Genomic DNA, 21,849 nt, shown 5'->3' on the forward strand with positions numbered 1-21,849 from the left:
AAATCATTTCAAATCGCATTTTTTCATTCATACCATGCTTTTTTTGGTCTGGTGTCAGGGTATCCGTGCTGATTGCGATAGGCTTTCCGTTCTTTCGTAAAATCAAACCAGCTTCTGTCACTATGGGGGTTTTGGGCGTAGAAAATTAAGCAGCGAATCTGGTCTTCCACACAAGGATCTGTCCAAACCCCCAATTGCTGTTCAAGCAGATCAAACAATTTTCCGCCATCCTTATCCTTTAATGTATGTAAATCATAAATTTCAAGGTCATCCACTATCTTTTCTGCCAGCGCAGGCCCAATCGAAGGTGCTTCCTGAAAGCGTGCCATAGCAATGATCTTTCTTGCTCTAATTATAGATGCCCCCATCACCTGTGCTAACTCGTCGGGGCTGGAATCTTTTATATTGCTGATTTTGATTCCTGCTTTTCTCAGCCTGTTCTTTTCGTCAGAGAGTAATGAAAGCTTAGGTGCAGCCAATTTAAACATCTCCTTTTAAAGCATTTCTTTAATAATACATTCTGTTATTCTTTAAGAAACCCTTTTTCAGGAACAATAGATAAAGTACATGAAGGATCCAGGAGTATGTGTAATGGGGAGTATTAATAGGGATCTTACCATACCCATGAATCAGATGCCAAAACAAGGAGAGGAGGTTTCGTAAGGGGATAATCGTATGATTGTTGCCCTGGAGCTAATCCTGAACGATGCCCGGATTTGGGTTGACCATCATAAAAAATTAATTGAAAATAGTGATATCATTTAATTGCAACAAAGTAATAGTAAGTAAGGAAGTTAAACGTTTCCTGCAGGGTCAATAACGTAAGATTTTTAAAGGAGTTAATGTATGTATACCTATATGAGATGGGGATTAAGCGCCTCCATAACCTTATATGCCTTATTACACTTCATAACGTATTTCTATCCTAGTGAATTTTTATTACATATCGAAGCAGTCAGCGGTCTGTTTCTGTTTGTATTGGCTGCCCTGCTGCTATCATTTACAAAATTTAAATTGCCTTTATTTCTTGTCGGAACAGGTCTGATCATTCTCATTTTATCTGACACTTCCATTATTGATGGCCTTCGTAATGGAATGATATTAATGCGAGATATCATTGGACTTCTGGTTATCATTCCGATGATCAGCTGGGTATTAAATACCGAGCCTTATATTGAAAGCATCATGCGTGCCAGCTATCGGTTTATTAACACAAGCCGGAAAATGTATATCGGAATTGCTTCCTTTACTCAGGTGATTGCCTACTTTTTATTATTTGGCTCCATTCCGATGATGTATCAATTTGTAAATAAAATGATCGGGAATCACCATGGAGAGCCTCTGGAACGGTTTAAAGGAACGGCTTTGGTACGTTCCTTTGCTCTTTCTACCATATGGGTCGTCACGATTCCCAGCTTTATTTATGCTGTAGAAGCACTGGATGCCTCTTTATGGCTTTCAATCATTCAGGGATTTTTTATTTCCCTATGTGGATTGACGGTAGCTGTCCTCTTTTCATACTTTGAAGAAAAGAAATATGGGGTGCATTTAACGGAAATCATCAATAAGGAAATGAAAGATACCCTCCACGAAACACCAGAATATGAGCAGGCAAATAAAACCGGGGAATTCATGATTCTATTTATCACACTTTTTGGCTCTATTTTTATACTCCATGAGCTCTGGTCTGTTGATTTAATGGTAATAGTTCCTTTAGTGGTTATCGTGTGGACGTTTGCCTATTTTATTGTAAAAAAACGTACCGGAAAACTTGCTGATGAAGCTAAAACATACTTTAGCAAGGGAGTTGTCAATCAATCCTATCAATTCAGTGTCATGCTTGGTGCTGGTATGATGATCTACAGCTTAAACCAGACCGGTTTTGAAGATGCGGTTATATTTGGTGTCGAGTTTATTCAGGAATCCCTGCCCGGCATGAACTTTCTTTATTTTCTTCCTTTTATTGTGATCATCCTGGGTTTCTTAGGTTTAGGACCATTAACAGTTATGGTTCTTGTGGCTGGCATCCTTCAGAATATATCCCTTCCCTATCCACCTGAGATTATTGTTCTGGCCATTACTTCAGGAAGTGTGGTATCAATTTTGATATCCCCATTACTGATGCCTAACATTATCTTAAGTGGACAAAATGGAATGAGCGGATTTAAGAACGGGATCCAGTTTAATCTTGCATATGCCATTGTGTTCTATATTTTGGTTCAAATATATATCCAGACGATGGTTCTTATCTGGTTTTAAAGGAATGAGTAAATAAAAAACTTAAATAAAGTAAACAAATGTATAATAATTGAAAAGGCTTATACATAATCTAAAAAAGAAATTAGATGTATAAGCCTTTTAGTGTATTTGGAAAATATGATGTAGATAATTAATGGTTTATATCCGCCTTGACCTAGGAGCCGCAGCTGGACAAAGAAAAGCGGAGGCGACTGTTCAGGGTCAATTGCATAAGCAGATTATGCTTATGAGGGTTTGGGTCTGGAAACAGTAGTTATGAGTACTGGAAAAAATTACAGAAGAAAATGTATTGTGCCAGGTACGTAATCATGGTATATTAATTTTTGTCGTTAAAAAACGACATCGCAAAGGAACAAAGGAACTACAAATTAATTACCAGACATTTACTATTGTTAATACATGTTCTTCTATGGTAAATTTAATTTTGTCGCTTTTAAAAGTGTTATTCTTTTTTTGGTAATAATTTGTTGTTGAAGTGATAAGATGATTCATGATAAATTAATAGTCGTCGCTGCAAAAACAGCAAATGTAATTCTTTATTTTATAATTACCTATTGAAATGAATCATTAAGCATGTTATATTATTATTTGTCGCTTTAAACGGCGAACAAAACAAACTAAAAAAGTTATTGACTTTCATTTGATAACTTGATATACTAATTAAGTTGCTTTAAAGGCAACTGGCTTCGAACTTTGAAAACTGAACAAAACAACCAGTACGTCAATTCGCTATTTAAATAGCATTTTGAATATGAGCATTTATGGATTTTAACATCCAAACTTATTGGAGAGTTTGATCCTGGCTCAGGACGAACGCTGGCGGCGTGCCTAATACATGCAAGTCGAGCGCGTGAAACAAGTTGATTCCTTCGGGATGAAACTTGTGGAACGAGCGGCGGACGGGTGAGTAACACGTGGGCAACCTGCCTGTAAGATCGGGATAACTCCGGGAAACCGGGGCTAATACCGGATAACACCTCCGCTGCATGGTCGGAAGTTGAAAGACGGCTTTTATGCTGTCACTTACAGATGGGCCCGCGGCGCATTAGCTAGTTGGTGAGGTAAGAGCTCACCAAGGCAACGATGCGTAGCCGACCTGAGAGGGTGATCGGCCACACTGGGACTGAGACACGGCCCAGACTCCTACGGGAGGCAGCAGTAGGGAATCTTCCGCAATGGACGAAAGTCTGACGGAGCAACGCCGCGTGAGTGATGAAGGTCTTCGGATCGTAAAGCTCTGTTGTCAGGGAAGAACAAGTACAAGAGGAACTGCTTGTACCTTGACGGTACCTGACCAGAAAGCCACGGCTAACTACGTGCCAGCAGCCGCGGTAATACGTAGGTGGCAAGCGTTGTCCGGAATTATTGGGCGTAAAGCGCGCGCAGGCGGTTTCTTAAGTCTGATGTGAAAGCCCACGGCTTAACCGTGGAGGGTCATTGGAAACTGGGAGGCTTGAGTGCAGGAGAGGAGAGTGGAATTCCACGTGTAGCGGTGAAATGCGTAGATATGTGGAGGAACACCAGTGGCGAAGGCGACTCTCTGGCCTGTAACTGACGCTGAGGCGCGAAAGCGTGGGGAGCGAACAGGATTAGATACCCTGGTAGTCCACGCCGTAAACGTTGAGTGCTAGGTGTTAGGGGGTTTCCGCCCCTTAGTGCTGAAGTTAACGCATTAAGCACTCCGCCTGGGGAGTACGGCCGCAAGGCTGAAACTCAAAGGAATTGACGGGGGCCCGCACAAGCGGTGGAGCATGTGGTTTAATTCGAAGCAACGCGAAGAACCTTACCAGGTCTTGACATCCTCTGCTACCTCTAGAGATAGAGGGTTCCCTTCGGGGACAGAGTGACAGGTGGTGCATGGTTGTCGTCAGCTCGTGTCGTGAGATGTTGGGTTAAGTCCCGCAACGAGCGCAACCCTTGACCTTAGTTGCCAGCATTTAGTTGGGCACTCTAGGGTGACTGCCGGTGACAAACCGGAGGAAGGTGGGGATGACGTCAAATCATCATGCCCCTTATGACCTGGGCTACACACGTGCTACAATGGATGGTACAAAGGGCAGCGAAGCCGCGAGGTGAAGCTAATCCCATAAAACCATTCTCAGTTCGGATTGCAGGCTGCAACTCGCCTGTATGAAGCCGGAATCGCTAGTAATCGCGGATCAGCATGCCGCGGTGAATACGTTCCCGGGCCTTGTACACACCGCCCGTCACACCACGAGAGTTGGCAACACCCGAAGTCGGTGGGGTAACCTTTTGGAGCCAGCCGCCTAAGGTGGGGCCAATGATTGGGGTGAAGTCGTAACAAGGTAGCCGTATCGGAAGGTGCGGCTGGATCACCTCCTTTCTAAGGAAGATAAGGTCACTTCGTGACCAAAAAAGAGCGTACTCGGTTGTTTTGTTTAGTTTTGAAGGATCGAAGGATTCTTCAGAGGAACTTCTGCTAAATTCGTCACGTCCTGTGACAACGTAGAAGCCTGCACGTCCATGTGCAATGAGCACCTTGAAAACTAGATAAGAAAGAAATCAAGAGCAGACAACGGACAATATTGTCCGTGTGCGTTATAAGTTAAGTGAATAAGAGCGCACGGTGAATGCCTTGGCACTAGGAGCCGATGAAGGACGGGACAAACACCGATATGCTTCGGGGAGCTGTAAGTAAGCTTTGATCCGGAGATTTCCGAATGGGGAAACCCGCTGTCCGTAATGGGGCAGTATCCTTATCTGAATCCATAGGGTAAGGAAGGTAACCCGGGGAACTGAAACATCTCAGTACCCGGAGGAAGAGAAAGCAAACGCGATTTCCTAAGTAGCGGCGAGCGAACGGGAAACAGCCCAAACCAGAAGGCTTGCCTTCTGGGGTTGTAGGACACTCCATACGGAGTTACCAAGAAATCAGGTAGATGAAATGGTCTGGAAAGACCTGCCGAAGAAGGTAACAGCCCTGTAATTCAAACCTGGTTTCCTCCGGAGTGGATCCTGAGTACGGCGGAACACGTGAAATTCCGTCGGAATCCGGGAGGACCATCTCCCAAGGCTAAATACTCCCTAGTGACCGATAGCGAACCAGTACCGTGAGGGAAAGGTGAAAAGCACCCCGGGAGGGGAGTGAAAGAGAACCTGAAACCGTGTGCTTACAAGTAGTTGGAGCCCGTTAATGGGTGACAGCGTGCCTTTTGTAGAATGAACCGGCGAGTTTCGATCTCATGCAAGGTTAAGCAGAAGATGTGGAGCCGCAGCGAAAGCGAGTCTGAACAGGGCGTATGAGTATGAGGTCGCAGACCCGAAACCGTGTGACCTACCCATGTCCAGGGTGAAGGTAAGGTAACACTTACTGGAGGCCCGAACCCACGTACGTTGAAAAGTGCGGGGATGAGGTGTGGGTAGCGGTGAAATGCCAATCGAACACGGAGATAGCTGGTTCTCTCCGAAATAGCTTTAGGGCTAGCCTCAAGAATCGAGTTTTGGAGGTAGAGCACTGATTGGACTAGGGGCCCTCATCGGGTTACCGAATTCAGTCAAACTCCGAATGCCAACAACTTGAGCTTGGGAGTCAGACTATGGGTGATAAGGTTCATAGTCGAGAGGGAAACAGCCCAGACCGCCAGCTAAGGTCCCTAAGTATACGTTAAGTGGAAAAGGATGTGGAGTTGCTTAGACAACCAGGATGTTGGCTTAGAAGCAGCCATCATTTAAAGAGTGCGTAATAGCTCACTGGTCGAGTGACTCTGCGCCGAAAATATACCGGGGCTAAACGTATCACCGAAGCTGCGGATTGTACCGTTGGTACAATGGTAGGAGAGCGTTCTAAGCGCAGCGAAGTCCGATCGGAAGAACGGGTGGAGCGCTTAGAAGTGAGAATGCCGGTATGAGTAGCGAAAGACAAGTGAGAATCTTGTCCACCGAAAGCCTAAGGTTTCCTGAGGAAGGCTCGTCCGCTCAGGGTTAGTCGGGACCTAAGCCGAGGCCGAAAGGCGTAGGCGATGGAAAACAGGTTGACATTCCTGTACCACCTTTCATCCGTTTGAGCAATGGGGTGACGCAGGAGGATAAGGAAGCGTGCTGATGGATATGCACGTCCAAGCAGTGAGAGTGATGAGCAGGCAAATCCGCTCATCGTAAGCTCGGGCTGTGATGGGGAGGGAAATAGAGTACCGAAGTTCCTGATTTCACACTGCCAAGAAAAGCCTCTCGTGAGGATGAGGGTGCCCGTACCGCAAACCGACACAGGTAGGCGAGGAGAGAATCCTAAGGTGAGCGGGATAACTCTCGTTAAGGAACTCGGCAAAATGACCCCGTAACTTCGGGAGAAGGGGTGCTCGTTCAGGCTTCGGTCTGGATGAGCCGCAGTGAAAAGGCCCAAGCGACTGTTTATCAAAAACACAGGTCTCTGCGAAGCCGAAAGGCGAAGTATAGGGGCTGACACCTGCCCGGTGCTGGAAGGTTAAGAGGATGAGTTAGCCCTTCGGGCGAAGCTCTGAATCGAAGCCCCAGTAAACGGCGGCCGTAACTATAACGGTCCTAAGGTAGCGAAATTCCTTGTCGGGTAAGTTCCGACCCGCACGAAAGGTGCAACGACTTGGGCACTGTCTCAACGAGAGACCCGGTGAAATTATACTATGCGTGAAGATGCGCATTACCCGCGACAGGACGGAAAGACCCCGTGGAGCTTTACTGTAGCCTGATATTGAATGTTGGTACAGCTTGTACAGGATAGGTGGGAGCCATCGAAACCGGAGCGCTAGCTTCGGTGGAGGCGCCGGTGGGATACCACCCTGGCTGTACGGACATTCTAACCCAGAACCGTGATCCGGTTCGGAGACAGTGTCAGGTGGGCAGTTTGACTGGGGCGGTCGCCTCCTAAAGAGTAACGGAGGCGCCCAAAGGTTCCCTCAGAATGGTTGGAAATCATTCGCAGAGTGTAAAGGCAGAAGGGAGCTTGACTGCGAGACCTACAAGTCGAGCAGGGACGAAAGTCGGGCTTAGTGATCCGGCGGTACCGAATGGAAGGGCCGTCGCTCAACGGATAAAAGCTACCCCGGGGATAACAGGCTTATCTCCCCCAAGAGTCCACATCGACGGGGAGGTTTGGCACCTCGATGTCGGCTCATCGCATCCTGGGGCTGTAGTCGGTCCCAAGGGTTGGGCTGTTCGCCCATTAAAGCGGTACGCGAGCTGGGTTCAGAACGTCGTGAGACAGTTCGGTCCCTATCCGTCGTGGGCGTTGGAAATTTGAGAGGAGCTGTCCTTAGTACGAGAGGACCGGGATGGACACACCGCTGGTGTACCAGTTGTTCCGCCAGGAGCACGGCTGGGTAGCTACGTGTGGAAGGGATAAGTGCTGAAAGCATCTAAGCATGAAGCCCCCCTCAAGATGAGATTTCCCATCATTTTAAATGAGTAAGATTCCTCAGAGACGATGAGGTAGATAGGTCCGAGGTGGAAGCGTGGTGACACGTGCAGCTGACGGATACTAATCAATCGAGGACTTAACTTATACGAAAAGCGCAGGCGACTGTTCAGGTCATGCGGGATAAGACGAAGACATGGAGTGGCATGGTTTTGGCCACGGAATGGCTTTGGCTTATATCCGCCTTGACCTAGGAGCCGGAGCTGGACAATACGAAAAGCGCAGACGGACTACTAGCCAATAACTGCTCACATGATTGCCTTTCTTATCTAGTTTTGAAGGTGCTAGTCACCTGAAATGAATAATGATAAGGAAGTTCTGCTAAGAGCGCTCATGTCATATGATCAAAGCAGAACGACCATGCCAAAGTCCAGTGGCGATGGCGGAGAGGTCATACCTGTTCCCATTCCGAACACAGTAGTTAAGCTCTCCAGCGCCGATGGTAGTTGGGGTTCTTCCCCTGCGAGAGTAGGACGCTGCTGGGCAATTAAAAAATCCTTAGAATCAATATGATTCTAAGGATTTTTTATCGGTTTAGATAGGATGACTATTCTATTCAAAATCAATCAATTATAAATCACCAAATGTTCAGTTTTAACCTACCCCTGAATACTCGATAATCATACTAAATTCTTACAATAATCTAATGCTACAATCTTGAAACGAGAACAATCTATAAATAATTTTTCCTATTGAAAGCGAATACATATGATGATAAAATTTGTATTAACATTCAGATAATATAGACATTTCGTAACGGATGCAGATTCCTTAACGAGTTTGTACCCCGTACGGAAGATGCTATGGTCCGGAGCGTGACAAGCGTGTACGATAAACAGACGTGTTATATTGTAGGGGAAGCTAAATCACCAGGGAATAACCCAATCATGAAGAACTATCACAGCTTTTTTGTCGGGTTTGTGGTAGATTCAAAAAATCATCGAATTATTGATGCAGAGTGTACCTCTATATTGGATATTACCTCAAGATTTATCCAAAGCATCTTCGTTGGTCAAAGTATATTCGATGAAGAGGGAGTCGCTGAGGAAATTCGTACACGTTATTATGGTTCATCTCAAAAGGCTTTAATTGTAGCTTATAAACAAGCACAACTAAAATATAAGGAATCCCTGGAAGTATAGGGAGGCTATTTTATCTTACTATTACGTGGATAAAACCCAGCCAACTTGAATTTTTTCTTGTTGGTTGGGTTTTTTATATGCATCAAAAACAAGTTTAAAGGGAGGAATGCACTTATGATTGATACTGGCTTTTTATACTTGGGAGTCATAATTGGCATGGCAGGTTTGGTAGCTTACCTGGAAACAAGTACCAAGAACAAATTTTTTAAGTTTGTACCGGGAATTGTCCTTATCTATTTTGGTGGTGCTCTATTAAAAACAACTGGTGTTATTGGGGCATCTGAGGAGGTTGATTCAACCTACAGTAATGTGCGTAATGCATTATTACCTATGTTGATTTTATTAATGCTATTAAACTGTGATTTACGAAAACTCGTAAAGCTGGGACCTAAGATGCTTATTGGTTACGTAGCAGCTTCTCTTAGTATTGTAGCTGGCTTTGTCATTACGTTTTTAATTTTCCGTGGACTTTATGCTCCTGAGACATGGCAGGCATTTGGTGCACTGGCAGGTAGTTGGACTGGTGGTTCAGCCAATATGGTTATCATCCAAGGGATATTAGAAGTACCTGAAAATATATTTGGTTATGCATTAATTATGGATACTGTTAACTATTCAACTTGGGTTATGATCATGTTCTGGCTTGTTCCATTTGCAGCACTGTTTAATAAATGGGTAAAGGCTGATACTTCCCATCTGGATGAAGTTACAGCGGATTTAAAGGAAGAACATGAGGAAAACAAGGGGAAATCCATATCATTTGTCCATTTGATGGGGTTAATATCACTCGCAATCTTTATTTCATCTCTGGCAGCCTTTATTGCCGAACTTCTCCCTGAATTTGGAACAGTGGTCAATGCCACTACCTGGACGATATTTATCGTATCAATCGTGGGTATTTTATTAGCCATGACTAAAATTTCTAAAGTTCCAGGTTCTTTGGATGTAGCAAACGTTTTTCTTTATATCGTGATTGCTTTAATTGCATCTCGCGCTGATTTTTCTCAACTGTTCCAAGCACCAATATACATCGTTTCTGGTTTTGTGATTTTAGCGATCCATGGTCTTCTTATGATGTTGATTGCTAAGTTATTCAAGTTGGATCTGTTCACACTGGGAGTTTCCAGTCTGGCCAATATCGGTGGAATGGCATCAGCTCCATTACTTGCTGGGGCTTACCATAGATCGTTAATTCCAATTGGTGTATTGATGGCGTTAGGTGGGTCGTTCCTGGGTACTTACTATGGATTGTTAGTAGCCAAACTTCTATCATTCTTGTAAGAGAGGAGATTAATACTTGGAAATGGAAATTATAGACTTACATTATGAAAAACGGCCAATTAAATTAAAACAGCCATTTATTACAGCACTTCGAAAGGTGACACAAATTGATGTAGTTGATGTATGTATTGAATTGAAGAATGGAATAAGGGGCAGGGGCTCTGCAGCCTCGACTCTCAAAATAACAGGTGAGTCGCTGGATGGAATACAAGAAATCATAAATCAAGCGTTAAAGCCAGCTGTGGTACATCAGGGTATTCAACAACTAACACATGTAATAACAGACATGGAAAAAAGCTGTGTGGGAAATTCGAGTGCAAAAGCAGCCGTTGAAATTGCCTTATACGATGCTTATTGTCAATATTATGATATTCCTTTATATAGTCTTCTTGGGGGTCAAATTCATTCCCTCGAAACCGATATGACAGTGAGTATTGACCAACCGGAAATGATGCAGAAAGAAGCTTTGAAGCGAGTGTCTGAGGGATTCGCTATCTTAAAATTGAAGGTAGGGAATGATGAAAAACTGGATTTCAAGCGTATCCAGCGAATATATGAAGCTGTTGGGGATGATATTTTATTACGTTTAGATGCCAATCAAGGATGGAGTAAAAAACAAGCTGTAAACATCATTCGGCAGTTAGAGCAGGATCAAATGGGCATTGAGCTCATCGAACAGCCTGTTCCTGCCGGGGATATAGAAGGTCTGAAATATATTCGGGATAGAGTGACAACTCCTATTATGGCTGATGAAAGTGTATTCTCACCAGCAGATGCCTTTCGTCTTTTAGAGATGGAGGCTGTAGATATGCTGAATATTAAATTGATGAAGATGGGTGGTATAAGACATGCATGGCAAATTGCGGATTTAAGTGAAGCAGCAGGGATTCCCTGTATGATTGGAAGTATGATGGAGTCAGTGGTATCTGTCACCGCAGCAGCTCATCTTGCGGCAGCCCATCCAAATATTACTCATTACGATCTGGATGCCCCACTGTGGATGTCTAATGAACCTGTTAAGGGAGGGATGACGTTCGAAGGGAGAAAAATCAAATTACCGGAAGCTTCTGGTATCGGTATCCAAACATAATCTTTTCGGAGGTGTGGTGTAATGAAACAGTTTTGTCAAACATGTCTTGCAGGTTTAATGTCTGTATTCGTTATGTTTGGGTTTAGTATTTCTGAAGAGGTTCAAGCTGAGGAAACAGGGCAGACAGCATATGTAGATGTTTCAGTGGCTACTCTCTGGTCAGAACCTAACGAAACAAGACCGGTTGATGCTCCATCTATAGGTAACCCGGTAGACATGTGGGAATGGACGACAGGCATGTCTTATGAACAAAAACTCTGGCTTGTAGGAAATCTCCAAACCCAGGCTTTGTATGGGCAGGAAGTAACGATTCTTGAAGAACAGGGAGATTGGGTCAAGGTAGCGGTACACGGACAGCCAACACCTAAAAATGATTTAGGTTATCCTGCCTGGATGCCAAAAAGTCAATTAGCAAATGATGCAAGCTTTTCTACCCTAAAGGACATTAAAGAATTTGCCCAAGTAACAGATCCAACTGCATGGCTATTTGAGGATAAACATCGAAGTGATAAATTCAAGGAAATCAGTTTTAACACGAGACTGCCTGTAGTTGCTGAAACAAAAGATGCCATCCTGGTAGCAACGCCTAGTGACGGGAAAAAGTGGATGTCACCTGATGCCGTTTCCATTTATTCTTCACAAGAGGATATTGAGAAACCAGATGGACAGAATTTAGTGGATACAGGACTTAAATTCTTAGGTTTACCTTATTTATGGGCTGGAACATCTGGCTTTGGTTTTGATTGTTCCGGCTTTACTCATACGATATTTAAAGCTCATGGTATTACGATTCCCAGAGATTCTTCCGTACAGGCCACCCATGGTACACCAGTAGAGAGAGATGATCTCCAAAAGGGGGATTTACTGTTTTTTGCCTATAATGAAGGTGAAGGAAGGGTGCATCATGTCGGAATGTATATGGGTAACGGTAAAATGATCCATTCACCAAATACAGCAAGTACTGTAGAAATCATTGATGTTTTTGAGTCTGACTACTATTCTTCTGAGTATGCCGGAGCTAGAAGGTATATTGATTGAAACATATAATTAAGGATGCATGAAATATTCATGTGTCCTTTTTCTTTTTCTTGCTTACCTTTTTAATATCAGCCTCAAATCGCTATGAGATATGTTAAAGTATTTATATGTAGTAGCAGATTTTGATGTATGGAAAAAGGGAGGAAACGGCTTTGCATCCATATTTCCTTATGATTTTTGTAGTATTGATGTATGCGGGGAACATCCTGACGGGTAAAGCCATTAATGAATTACCACCATTCACCATTGCGTTTTTTCGCTTATTAGTGGCATTTATAGTTATATTTCCTATTGGGTATAAAAGTGCCAGGGAATACACCGGCACCTTTCTGGAATATAAGAAACCCTTTTTAGTGATGACCTTAACCGGGATAACTTTTTTTAATACGTTTATTTATGGATCATTACAATTCACTACCGCTTCAAAAGTATCCATATTGGAAACCGTCATTCCTGTTGCGACTGTTATATTAAGCGCCATTTTCCTGAAAGAGCATTTGGGAAAGGTTCAATGGCTGGGGATTGTTTTATCCTTTGTTGGGGCACTGTGGGTGGTTATGGGTGGAAAAATAAGTACCCTTACAGGCCTGAACTGGAACATTGGTGATGCCATCATGATAGGGGCCATTTTTAGCTGGGCGATTTATTCTATTTTTGTCAAAAGGTATATGCATCAATTTCCTGCTTATGGTGCTCTTTTGGTGATGACGGGGATTTCGGTTATTGTATTATTTCCTCTGGTGATGCTGGAGTGGATGCTCACGGGAATTCCTGATCTTGCCCATGCAAATTTATGGTCGGGCTTATTATATCTGGGAATTTTCCCTTCGTTTATTGCATTGCTTTGTTATAATCGTGCTGTTGATCAGCTTGGTGCTTCGCAGGCTTCCATATTTTTAAATTTTCTGCCGGTCGTCACCATGACAGGCGCTTTTTTATGGCTGGGTGAACGAATCACATTTATGCAGGCAGCAGGTGCTCTGGTTGTTATCACGGGTGTCATCCTGACTACTCAGGTGAAAAAGAACATCAGCGTAAACGTAAAGGAACAGGCAGAAGGGGATCGACCAGCATTTAACAAGTGAAATTGTTAGACCATCCCTTTTTTGGTTATCCTATTATTGGGTGATAAAAATGAAGGCGACAGATTTTGAACAAAAGCGTTTTGATAAAGCGTTGGATGAAATCATTGATTTATTTAATAATATTGAAAATGATGTACCTATTATTCAATACAGTGATGATGTTGTTGAAAGTATAGAAAAAGCGAAGAAAAAATATGGGGAAGACACGATGAATGAACGTATTAATAATGTCGTAGGAGAAATGCTTTCGTGGCTGGATTTGGAGGATGTGGAACTGGAAGAAACTGTTGATGATGATACTGAAGGTGAAAACGAGGATAAAACATAAAAAGATGTTGTCCTCGTTTTTTTTTTTATCTTTTCGACTTGCCTCATTTATGTTAGGATACATTTAATTTAACTGAAATTCTTTCTACTAAACTACTTGAAGGTAAAGTCCACATTTTAAAGGGAGTTGTGTACGATGAATCCAATTCTGCTTGATTTTCCCCATGAGTTTGAGACCGAACGCTTATTCATTCGAATGCCTGAACCTGGTGACGGAAAGACGGTTTACCCGGCGATTCAGGCATCCATAAATGAGTTGAAACAATGGTTGCCATTTGCCCAGAATAAACAGAGTGAGGAAGAAACAGAAATTAATATACGGGAAGCATATACAAAATTTTTACGGCGTGAGGATTTACGACTGCATATCTTTCTTAAGGAAACTGGAGAATTTGTGGGTTCTTCAGGCTTACATAACATCGATTGGGATATCCCTAAATTTGAAATTGGTTACTGGGTGCATACACATCACAGTGGCAGAGGTTATGTAAGAGAAGCTGTAGAGGGAATTACTAATTTGGCTTTTCGGGAGTTGAAAGCTAGGCGTATAGAAATCCAATGTGATGCTAAAAATCATAAAAGCCGTGCAATTCCCGAGAGATTAGATTTTAAACTGGAGGGAATTCTCAGGAATGATGAATTATCTGTTGATGGAAAAAGTCTTAGAGACACATGTATTTATTCAAAAATTAAACCATGAATAGAATCATAGAAAAAGCGTAACAGCTCATCACTGTTACGCTTTTTAAAGTTCTTATTGCGGTGGCTCGGTACCAAACCATTTTTTATAAATTTCAGCATAGGTGCCATTCTCCTTTAAGGTAGCCAATGCCTCATTCACCGGCTTAACCAGATCAGATCCTTTTGGAAAAGCAATACCATAGGGTTCACCCTGTAAAAGATCCCCAACGGTTTTCAGGCCTGTATCAGGGTTTTCTTTAATGTAATACTGTGCATTTGGCAAGTCATATAGAACGGCATCTAAACGGCCGCGTTGAAGATCCTGATAAGCCGTTACGATTTCAGGGAATGCTGAGACTTCAGCATCTGTATTTTCATTTAAGTAAATTTCACTCGTGGCACCGGTCTGAGCACCCACTTTCAGGCCATCGACATCATCGATGGATTGGATATCGGAGTCTTCCGGTACAACTAAAATGAGGCCTGAATCTAAGTATTTATCGGAAAAATCAATTTCCTGTTTCCGTTCTTCCGTTATGGAAATTCCGGAAATGGCCATAGGGTATTTACCTGTACGCATTCCGCCCAGCACACCATCAAACTCCATGGTTTCAAATTCAACGGTAAAGCCGGCTTCTTCGGCTATGGCGTTCATTAGGTCGATATCAAAGCCTTCCATTTCACCTGTCTCTGTATTCATAAATTCAAATGGGTGGAAATTTGGCTCGGTCGCTACAACATAGTGATGATCCTCCCCATCAGTTGAATCCTTATCACCGCCGGCCCCGGATCCATTTGAAGTTTCACTGGTACCACAGGCAGTGATCAATAGTATACCTAAGATAAAAACAAAGATTAAAAGTAAGCTTCTCTTCATGCTTACACTCCCCCCTGTATTTAAATAGATACCAACTATTATTCATATTCCCTTTAAAAAATGCCAAATTAAAAAAATATATGTAAGTTTTTCAGTAAATCATAAATTTCAATTGCGTGAAATTATACAGGATTTAGGATTTTATATATGCTTATTAGTCGTTTTCCTTAAAAAAATCACCTGAAATGGAATGATTTTATAAATTTGTATGAAACTATAGGAGGGTTTTGTCTTTGTCAGGAAAAGCTAATGAATGGATTTTTCCTGAAATATTGAAATATAGCGGTTCATAATAAAAAGCGGATGAATGAGGAACATCCGTAAACAGATATGATTCCCATACTGCAATCACTCATAAAGGAGAGGAATTCAGTAATGAAAGGCACGTTAGTTAAGGTTATAGCTGGTGGAATCATCCTGTCTTCCATTCCTCAAATGGGAGTACATGATCCTAAAGTAAAAGCGTCCGTAAGCACTGTTCCAGCCACAGTGAGTTTAACTGAGGATGACTTCACTCTCATTTCACAAAAGGTTTCTTCATCTGGAAGAAAGGAAACAGATTTGGAAGAGATCCAGAAGAATCTCCAGAAGTTAGGATACTACGCTGTACAAACCATGACAGGGAGCTATGATAGTCCGACAAAAGAAGCGATTCGGGATTTTCAAAGTGACTATGGATTAAACATTACAGGTACGGCAAATCAGGAAACTAGAAAAGCGATCGAACATGCAGTTGTTAAGCAGGAGCTGATTACAGATACGAAAAATTATTTGGGCGTTCCTTATGTGTGGGGAGGAACCACACCGTCCGGCTTTGATTGTTCAGGATTTGTATATTATATGTTTAATAAACATGGAGTGGATATGCCGCGGGACACATCAGCCGGGCTTTATACAAAGGGTGAGTTTGTTTCACAGCCTGAATTACAGCCTGGCGATTTAGTTTTTTATTCAGTAGATTCGGACAAGGTTACCCATGTCGGGTTTTATATCGGAAATAACGAATGGATTTCAGCGACAAGCTCTAAAGGGATTGCTATTTATTCCCTGGACAATTCTTATTGGTCTGATTATTACGAAGGAGCAAAAAGAATATATTAGTCATGAAAAAGGGGGAATCTCACCCCTATTTAATCATCGTTTGAAAAAGTTTGGGAAAATAAGGACATGAGCTCCTGATGTGCACGCTGAAAGTTTTGGTAAGCCTGTTCGCCTAAATACAGAGGATCGCGTTCAAAGAGGTTTTCAAAGGTCACTTCTCTGGCGACTTCCAATGAGCATATACGAGTGTTCATGACGAGTTTCATATAGGCTTTAAAATAGGCGATGCTTGGTGTGCCAGAACGGTTTAATTTCATTGTTTTTCACTCCTTAAATATAGTATAAGGAGTGAAAGCCGTTTTCACAATGATAACGTAAAAAACAGAGGGTGAAAGGACTGATCCAGAAAAATTCAGGATCAGTCCTTTTCGGTTTACTCCTGCTGTTTGGTTTTCCTGTCCGGAAATAAAAGACTGAAAAGGATGCCGAAAAAGCCTGCGATAAAGAAAGTAGAGAAGCGGGATGTGATGATACTGTCAAGAGGAGTGCTGATCCACAAAACTGTGAAAACAAATCCTGAAATGATCGTTGCGATAACTCCTGTACTTGAATAACGTTTCCAGAAAAAGGTCATAAGAATAGCGGGAGATAATGTACCGCCGACACCAGCCCATGCCCAGCTGACAATTAAGTAAACCAATGATTCTGAGGTCAGCGCGATAAGCATCCCTACAATTCCTGATACAAGTACGGTTATTCTGGAAACTTTTAATAGCTGCTGATCAGTGAGCTTAAGTCCAAGAGCCTTGTGAATAATATCTTCACTGACCGAACTTGTGACCACCATCAATTGGGAGTTCGCCGTAGTAATGATGGCAGCTAAAATTCCAGCAAGAAGTAAGCCCGCAATCCACGGAGGCATTAAGTCCAAAATCATGGTAGGTAAAATGGTTTCTACATCAGCAAAGCTTCCCTGGCTGTACATGGCAATCGCTGCAAGCCCAATGAGGAAGGCACCCGTGTAGGCTAAAATGGTCCAGATAATCGCTACATTTCTCGCCTGTTTTGCTTCTTTTTCGTTTTTTAAGGCCATAAAACGGGCGCTTAACTGCGGCTGTCCGCCTAAGTATCCAAAAAACCAGGAAAAGTTATTAAAAAATAAAATCCCTAAGGCAAAACCTGTGGTGCCACCAAACCAGGAATTAAAAGAATCCCCGGCGGTTACCAGTGATTGACTGATAGACAGGTCATTTGTGGAAACATAGATTAGAGCAATAATAGGAAGGACGCAGAGAGTGATTAACATCATGAGGCTTTGGATCATATCCGTCCATACAACAGAAAGAAATCCTCCAAAAAAGGCAATTCCAAGGACAACAATTGTGGCTAAAAGAATCCCCAGAGTATGGTCCATATTGAAGGAGGTAAAGAACAGCTTTCCTGCTCCTGCAAGCTGTGCACCTACATAAAACATAAAAAAGCCTGCAATTAAAATACTTGCTATCCAGCGAATCATATTGGCTTTTTCACCAAAATTGCTGGCTAAGTAATCAGGTAAGGTCAAAACCCCATGCTTATCGGTTTCATCCATAAACCGTCTGGCTAAAAAGATCCATGCAAAGATGATCCCGACAGCAATCCCAATGGCTACCCAAATTCCGGCCAGTCCGGTCGTAAACACAAAGCCGGTAAACCCGAGTAAGAGCCAGGCAGATTCCCCTGTAGCTCGTTCAGAAAAGGCCAGAGCCCAGCCCGGGAGTTTCTTTCCACCCAACAAGTATACGGAGTGATTCATCTTTGTACGACTTGTGTAATACGCAATACCAATCATGACAACAAAGTACAAAATGAACTCTGTGAGAATAATGGAATTCATATTTCACCCTCCTCATCAAGTTTTTAGCATACGTTATGAGTAAGCGCTTACATTTTAAAGTTTAAAAAATCATACACTCAATTCACGTATGCATTTATCGTTTCATATATATGAGAGGTTGTTTGCTAATCATGCATACATTTTTTACTAATGCTTGGTGAGAGCTTAATCACCGCTGCGGGAATATACTTCGCTTTCAATAGCTTTATAAAAAGGTGTTTACCTAATTAGTAAACACCTTAAAGACTTGCTATTTTCTTTTGCTCATTCTGCCGATTAGAAAGGCTCCGGCTGCTATTCCGAGGATGGTATTTGTTTTTTTGTTAAATACTTGTTTAGCCACCAGTTGAATGTTCTGAGGGCGTTCTGCTAATCGTCTCATAAAATATCCATACCAGTCTGTGCCAAAGGGGACATAGGTACAGAAGTTATAGCCTTCATTTGTAAGCCGGAGCTGCAGATCATTCCGGAAACCGTAAAGCATTTGAAATTCAAACTTTTCTTTAGGGATGTTGTACTTGGCTGTGAAGTTTTTGACATGGTTAATAATCCGATGGTCATGAGTGGCAATGGATGTGAATTTTCCGTGTTTCAAATGATATTCAATAAGACTGATTAAATTTTGATCAATTTCTTCCTTATCCTGATAGGCAACATCCTCAGACTCTTTATAAGCTCCTTTTACCAGGCGTAAGCGGTAGTCCTTATATTTTTCTATATAGTCCTGTGCTTCGTAAAAATAAGACTGAATTACCGTTCCTATATTCGTATAATCCTGTGAAAGCCTGTCGATAAGCTGGAAGGCTGAATGGAGATGATTGTAATCCTCCATATCAAAATTAACAAAAATACCGTATTGATCGGCCTTTCTTACGATTTCTCTTAAATTTTCCAGACAAAACTGTTTATCAATATCCTGACCTAATTGCGTTGGTTTTAAAGAAATGTGTGCGTCGACATGATGGGTATGAATCGCTTCAATGACTTCTAAGATTTCATTTTTTGCTTGGATTGCTGACTCTTTTTCAGAAACAAATTCACCTAAGCTGTCAATCGTGCAGGAAATTCCCTTCGCATTCAGCTGTTTTACGCTTTCAATCATTTCTTCCACATTTGTTCCAGCTACGACAGACTGAGCCCCTAATTTCAGGCCATACTTTTTTGCAAGCGCATTCATAATTTTGTTTTCTGACAGACCAATAAAAAAGTTTCTTAGATTCATAGCGCATCCCTCTGTTTGTATGGTTTTCTTTATTATAACACAAATTTGTAATTTAAAGTTAATTTAAAAAATTATGAAAAGGGATCAGATAGGCTCTTTCACCATTTTGATAAAAGCCGCCCCGTTCATTCACTGGACGTTTATCCATACAATAAAATGAAGTAAATTCATGACATAATTGATAGATCAGGAGGGATAGGAGTGGTCGCTGTAAAATCATCTGATCGCAATCCACAGGGAAAACCTAAATTATTTTTGCAGTCCATCGGCAATGAGTCTGTAAACCAACATTTATTTTGTCACAATATGGAAGAGGAGGAGCGTGAAAATCAAAGAAAGGAAATCCATCATTTGAAGAAGTCGATTAAGAACTATCACCATCTTTTACAGCAAATAGCTGGAAATGTTTTCTCTTTAAGAAGAACATTAAATCATTCCGTAAAAGATCACATCAAGTTACAAAATGAAGTAGGTCAGCTTACAGAGCTTGAGGAAAGGACAAAAAAAGACTTTTCCAGAAAATTAACGCAGCTCATTCGAAAGCAGCAACTAAATGAGCACCATTTTTTGGATCGTTTTGAGCGAAATGAAAAAATGAATGATCGGCTGCAGGAACAGCTTCAGGAACAGAAATCGAGCCAGCAGGTGATGAGACGAGAACACAGAAAAAAATATCAGGAAATGGATCATTCCTTACAGCACCTTAAACAGCATGAGAAAAGGATGTGGGGGGAAATGGAGCTCGTCAATCAACAGATCCAGGATATTAATACAGAGGTGCAGGACTATCAAAATCAAACAGATCATCGGCTCCAATCCTATGATGAAAGGCTTCAGGAAATTGATGATTTGTATAAGGACGAACATCCCTATGTTCAATTATTAAAATCACTGCCCCCGAATTATCCAGTTCGCCGTCTGTTCGTAAATGGGACTATTATACCTGTATCTCATTTTGTTCGTTATGATCCAATTAAAAGAATGGCGTATTTTAATAATGATAACCAGGTTAAAACGATAGATTCAGAGAACATTGAAGGGATTATATTTTAAACCATCAGAGAATCCAAGACATAGCGTATTTGCATATATTCTGAAAAGGCTGTGAGGTTGCAGCCTGTTTTTTGTTCTTCTGTTTTTGACAGGTTTAGACGTATATTCCTTTATTTACATCAGGCAAAATCTTTTTCTTATAAGCTTAGATTAAGTAAACTACTAGAGTAATTAAAGTTTATTAGATGAGGGATAAATGTTGAAACAAGTATATACAGACATATTTCAATATAGAGGAAGTCATTATGATTTTGGCTATCAGCAAGGGGAATGGTTAAAGCATTCTCCAATTTTATCGAAAAGAGAAAAGCAGCTCGGGTCTAAAAAAGAGCGTCATTTTAAGATTGACCAGGATCAGGTGATTTCGGCAATCAAAACTTTTATTCCGGGAGTTTTGGAAGAAATTTATGGTCTTGCTGATGCTCTGGAAATGAACATGGAGGAGGCTCTCCGTGAATTTGGTGGCTATTATTTAGAATATGGAAAGAGCGGTTGTTCAATTTTTACCGGGAAGGATTATCTGATCCGTAATTACGACAGTCATCCGGTTTCCTATGAAGGAAGGTATATGCTGTATCAGCCGACAGATGGTGGCTATGCGACACTTGGTCCTGCGATGCAAATTACCGGACGTATGGATGGTATGAATGAAAAAGGACTGGTGATGGGCTATAATTTTGTTCATCGAAAAAAGGGTGAGGATGGCTTTATTTGCAATATGATTGGTCGAATCATTTTAGAAACCTGTGCGAATGTGGAGGAGGGGATTCAAGTTTTAAAGGAGCTCCCACATCGCCACTCGTTTAATTATGTATTGCTGGATTCTACAGGGAAACGTGTTGTGGTTGAGGCCTCTCCCAGAAGCGTATCCTATCGGAAATCAAATATAAGCACCAATCATTTTGAATTAATAACGGAGGAAAATCGGTACCGCACCGATGAGTCCCGGGAAAGAAAAATGAACATCCTTTCAAAGGGAGAAGAGCTGGAAGATGGTTATCAGGCCTTCAGAATGATGAATGATTCAGATCAAGGAGTTTTTTCCTCCAAATATGATGCATGGGCAGGTACGCTTCACACAGCTGCTTATTTTCCCGAAGACATGAAGGCAGCCTTTGCCATAGGGGCGGATCGTTACCCTGTGATTTTTGATTTCTCTAAATGGTTAAAGGGAGAAAGAGTAAATGTGAAAAAAGTTAAAGGTCAACTGGAGCCGGATATACCCTTTCTAAATATGCATGAGTAAGTCATTATTGATTGATTTCCCGCAAAGAACGTTTTACAATGAAACTATATAATCAAATACATTCTACTAGGGGAGCCTGTGTGGCAGGCTGAGAAAAAAGCGTGAAGACTTTTTGACCCTCAGGACCTGATCTGGATCATGCCAGCGTAGGGAAGTAGCTTCTTTATAAGTATACTGACAGACAAACCAGGTCCATAGTGGCCTGTTTTTTTTATGGATAAAAA

General features: G+C 41.9%; 16 protein-coding genes, 3 rRNA genes and 1 riboswitch. Of the genes, 14 read left to right on the forward strand and 5 right to left on the reverse strand.

Annotation, left to right across the window (positions count from 1 at the left end; translation table 11 throughout):
• Positions 1–23: 23 nt before the first annotated feature.
• Complete coding sequence (locus ACZ5OK_RS06230) at positions 24–479, reverse strand: helix-hairpin-helix domain-containing protein (protein WP_343840238.1); 456 nt, start codon at positions 477–479, stop codon at positions 24–26.
• 367 nt (positions 480–846) lie between these two features.
• Here ACZ5OK_RS06230 and ACZ5OK_RS06235 point away from each other — a divergent pair, with 367 nt between their 5' ends.
• The 11 genes from ACZ5OK_RS06235 (at position 847) to ACZ5OK_RS06285 (ending at position 14,329) form a co-directional block, all read left to right on the forward strand.
• Positions 847–2,259, forward strand: a complete 1,413-nt coding sequence (locus ACZ5OK_RS06235; RefSeq protein WP_343840241.1) for a hypothetical protein — start codon at positions 847–849, stop codon at positions 2,257–2,259.
• Between the two features lie 781 nt (positions 2,260–3,040).
• A 16S ribosomal RNA gene (locus ACZ5OK_RS06240) occupies positions 3,041–4,603 on the forward strand.
• Positions 4,604–4,823: 220 nt separating this feature from the next.
• Positions 4,824–7,753 (forward strand): 23S ribosomal RNA (locus ACZ5OK_RS06245).
• A 282-nt stretch (positions 7,754–8,035) separates the two neighbouring features.
• Positions 8,036–8,151 (forward strand): 5S ribosomal RNA (gene rrf / locus ACZ5OK_RS06250).
• The 16S, 23S and 5S rRNA genes sit together here, the layout of an rRNA operon.
• A 318-nt stretch (positions 8,152–8,469) precedes the next feature.
• Positions 8,470–8,808, forward strand: coding sequence for a DUF3870 domain-containing protein (locus tag ACZ5OK_RS06255; RefSeq protein WP_343843427.1), 339 nt, complete (start codon positions 8,470–8,472; stop codon positions 8,806–8,808).
• Between the two features lie 114 nt (positions 8,809–8,922).
• Positions 8,923–10,089, forward strand: coding sequence for a DUF819 family protein (locus ACZ5OK_RS06260; RefSeq protein ID WP_343843430.1), 1,167 nt, complete (start codon positions 8,923–8,925; stop codon positions 10,087–10,089).
• 22 nt (positions 10,090–10,111) lie between these two features.
• Positions 10,112–11,179 (forward strand): dipeptide epimerase, encoded by a 1,068-nt coding sequence (locus ACZ5OK_RS06265; protein ID WP_343843663.1) that lies wholly within the window; start codon positions 10,112–10,114, stop codon positions 11,177–11,179.
• 21 nt (positions 11,180–11,200) lie between these two features.
• Entirely contained in the window at positions 11,201–12,217 is a 1,017-nt protein-coding gene (locus tag ACZ5OK_RS06270) for a C40 family peptidase (protein WP_425542241.1), read from the forward strand.
• Between the two features lie 170 nt (positions 12,218–12,387).
• Positions 12,388–13,302, forward strand: coding sequence for a DMT family transporter (locus ACZ5OK_RS06275; protein WP_343843433.1), 915 nt, complete (start codon positions 12,388–12,390; stop codon positions 13,300–13,302).
• A 49-nt stretch (positions 13,303–13,351) separates the two neighbouring features.
• Entirely contained in the window at positions 13,352–13,630 is a 279-nt protein-coding gene (locus ACZ5OK_RS06280) for a hypothetical protein (RefSeq protein ID WP_343843436.1), read from the forward strand.
• Positions 13,631–13,765: 135 nt separating this feature from the next.
• The gene (locus ACZ5OK_RS06285; RefSeq protein WP_343843438.1) at positions 13,766–14,329 is read left to right on the forward strand and encodes a GNAT family N-acetyltransferase; all 564 of its coding nucleotides are present in this window, start codon (positions 13,766–13,768) and stop codon (positions 14,327–14,329) included.
• Between the two features lie 54 nt (positions 14,330–14,383).
• On the opposite strand, the gene ACZ5OK_RS06290 is transcribed toward ACZ5OK_RS06285, so the two are convergent.
• Positions 14,384–15,187, reverse strand: coding sequence for a transporter substrate-binding domain-containing protein (locus tag ACZ5OK_RS06290; RefSeq protein ID WP_343843441.1), 804 nt, complete (start codon positions 15,185–15,187; stop codon positions 14,384–14,386).
• A 375-nt stretch (positions 15,188–15,562) separates the two neighbouring features.
• Between ACZ5OK_RS06290 and ACZ5OK_RS06295 the strand changes: the two genes are divergently transcribed.
• Complete coding sequence (locus ACZ5OK_RS06295) at positions 15,563–16,288, forward strand: C40 family peptidase (RefSeq protein WP_343843444.1); 726 nt, start codon at positions 15,563–15,565, stop codon at positions 16,286–16,288.
• Positions 16,289–16,317: 29 nt separating this feature from the next.
• Here ACZ5OK_RS06295 and ACZ5OK_RS06300 read toward each other — a convergent pair whose 3' ends face one another.
• The 3 genes from ACZ5OK_RS06300 to ACZ5OK_RS06310 form a co-directional block, all read right to left on the reverse strand.
• On the reverse strand, positions 16,318–16,545 hold the full coding sequence (locus tag ACZ5OK_RS06300) for a hypothetical protein (protein ID WP_343843446.1): 228 nt from the start codon (positions 16,543–16,545) through the stop codon (positions 16,318–16,320).
• Positions 16,546–16,661: 116 nt separating this feature from the next.
• Positions 16,662–18,104, reverse strand: coding sequence for a sodium/proline symporter (locus ACZ5OK_RS06305; RefSeq protein ID WP_343843449.1), 1,443 nt, complete (start codon positions 18,102–18,104; stop codon positions 16,662–16,664).
• 250 nt (positions 18,105–18,354) lie between these two features.
• The gene (locus tag ACZ5OK_RS06310; RefSeq protein ID WP_343843452.1) at positions 18,355–19,326 is read right to left on the reverse strand and encodes a proline dehydrogenase family protein; all 972 of its coding nucleotides are present in this window, start codon (positions 19,324–19,326) and stop codon (positions 18,355–18,357) included.
• Between the two features lie 201 nt (positions 19,327–19,527).
• Here ACZ5OK_RS06310 and ACZ5OK_RS06315 point away from each other — a divergent pair, with 201 nt between their 5' ends.
• Together ACZ5OK_RS06315 and ACZ5OK_RS06320 are read left to right on the forward strand one after the other, a co-directional pair.
• A complete protein-coding gene (locus ACZ5OK_RS06315; protein WP_343843455.1) occupies positions 19,528–20,379 on the forward strand; it encodes a hypothetical protein in 852 nt (283 codons plus the stop codon).
• A 199-nt stretch (positions 20,380–20,578) separates the two neighbouring features.
• Positions 20,579–21,625: a C45 family peptidase gene (locus ACZ5OK_RS06320; RefSeq protein ID WP_343843458.1), complete on the forward strand. Its 1,047-nt coding sequence runs from the start codon at positions 20,579–20,581 to the stop codon at positions 21,623–21,625.
• A gap of 58 nt (positions 21,626–21,683) precedes the next feature.
• Positions 21,684–21,795: riboswitch (TPP riboswitch) on the forward strand.
• Positions 21,796–21,849 lie beyond the last annotated feature (54 nt).

The sequence above is a fragment of the Salinibacillus aidingensis genome (genome assembly GCF_055393355.1).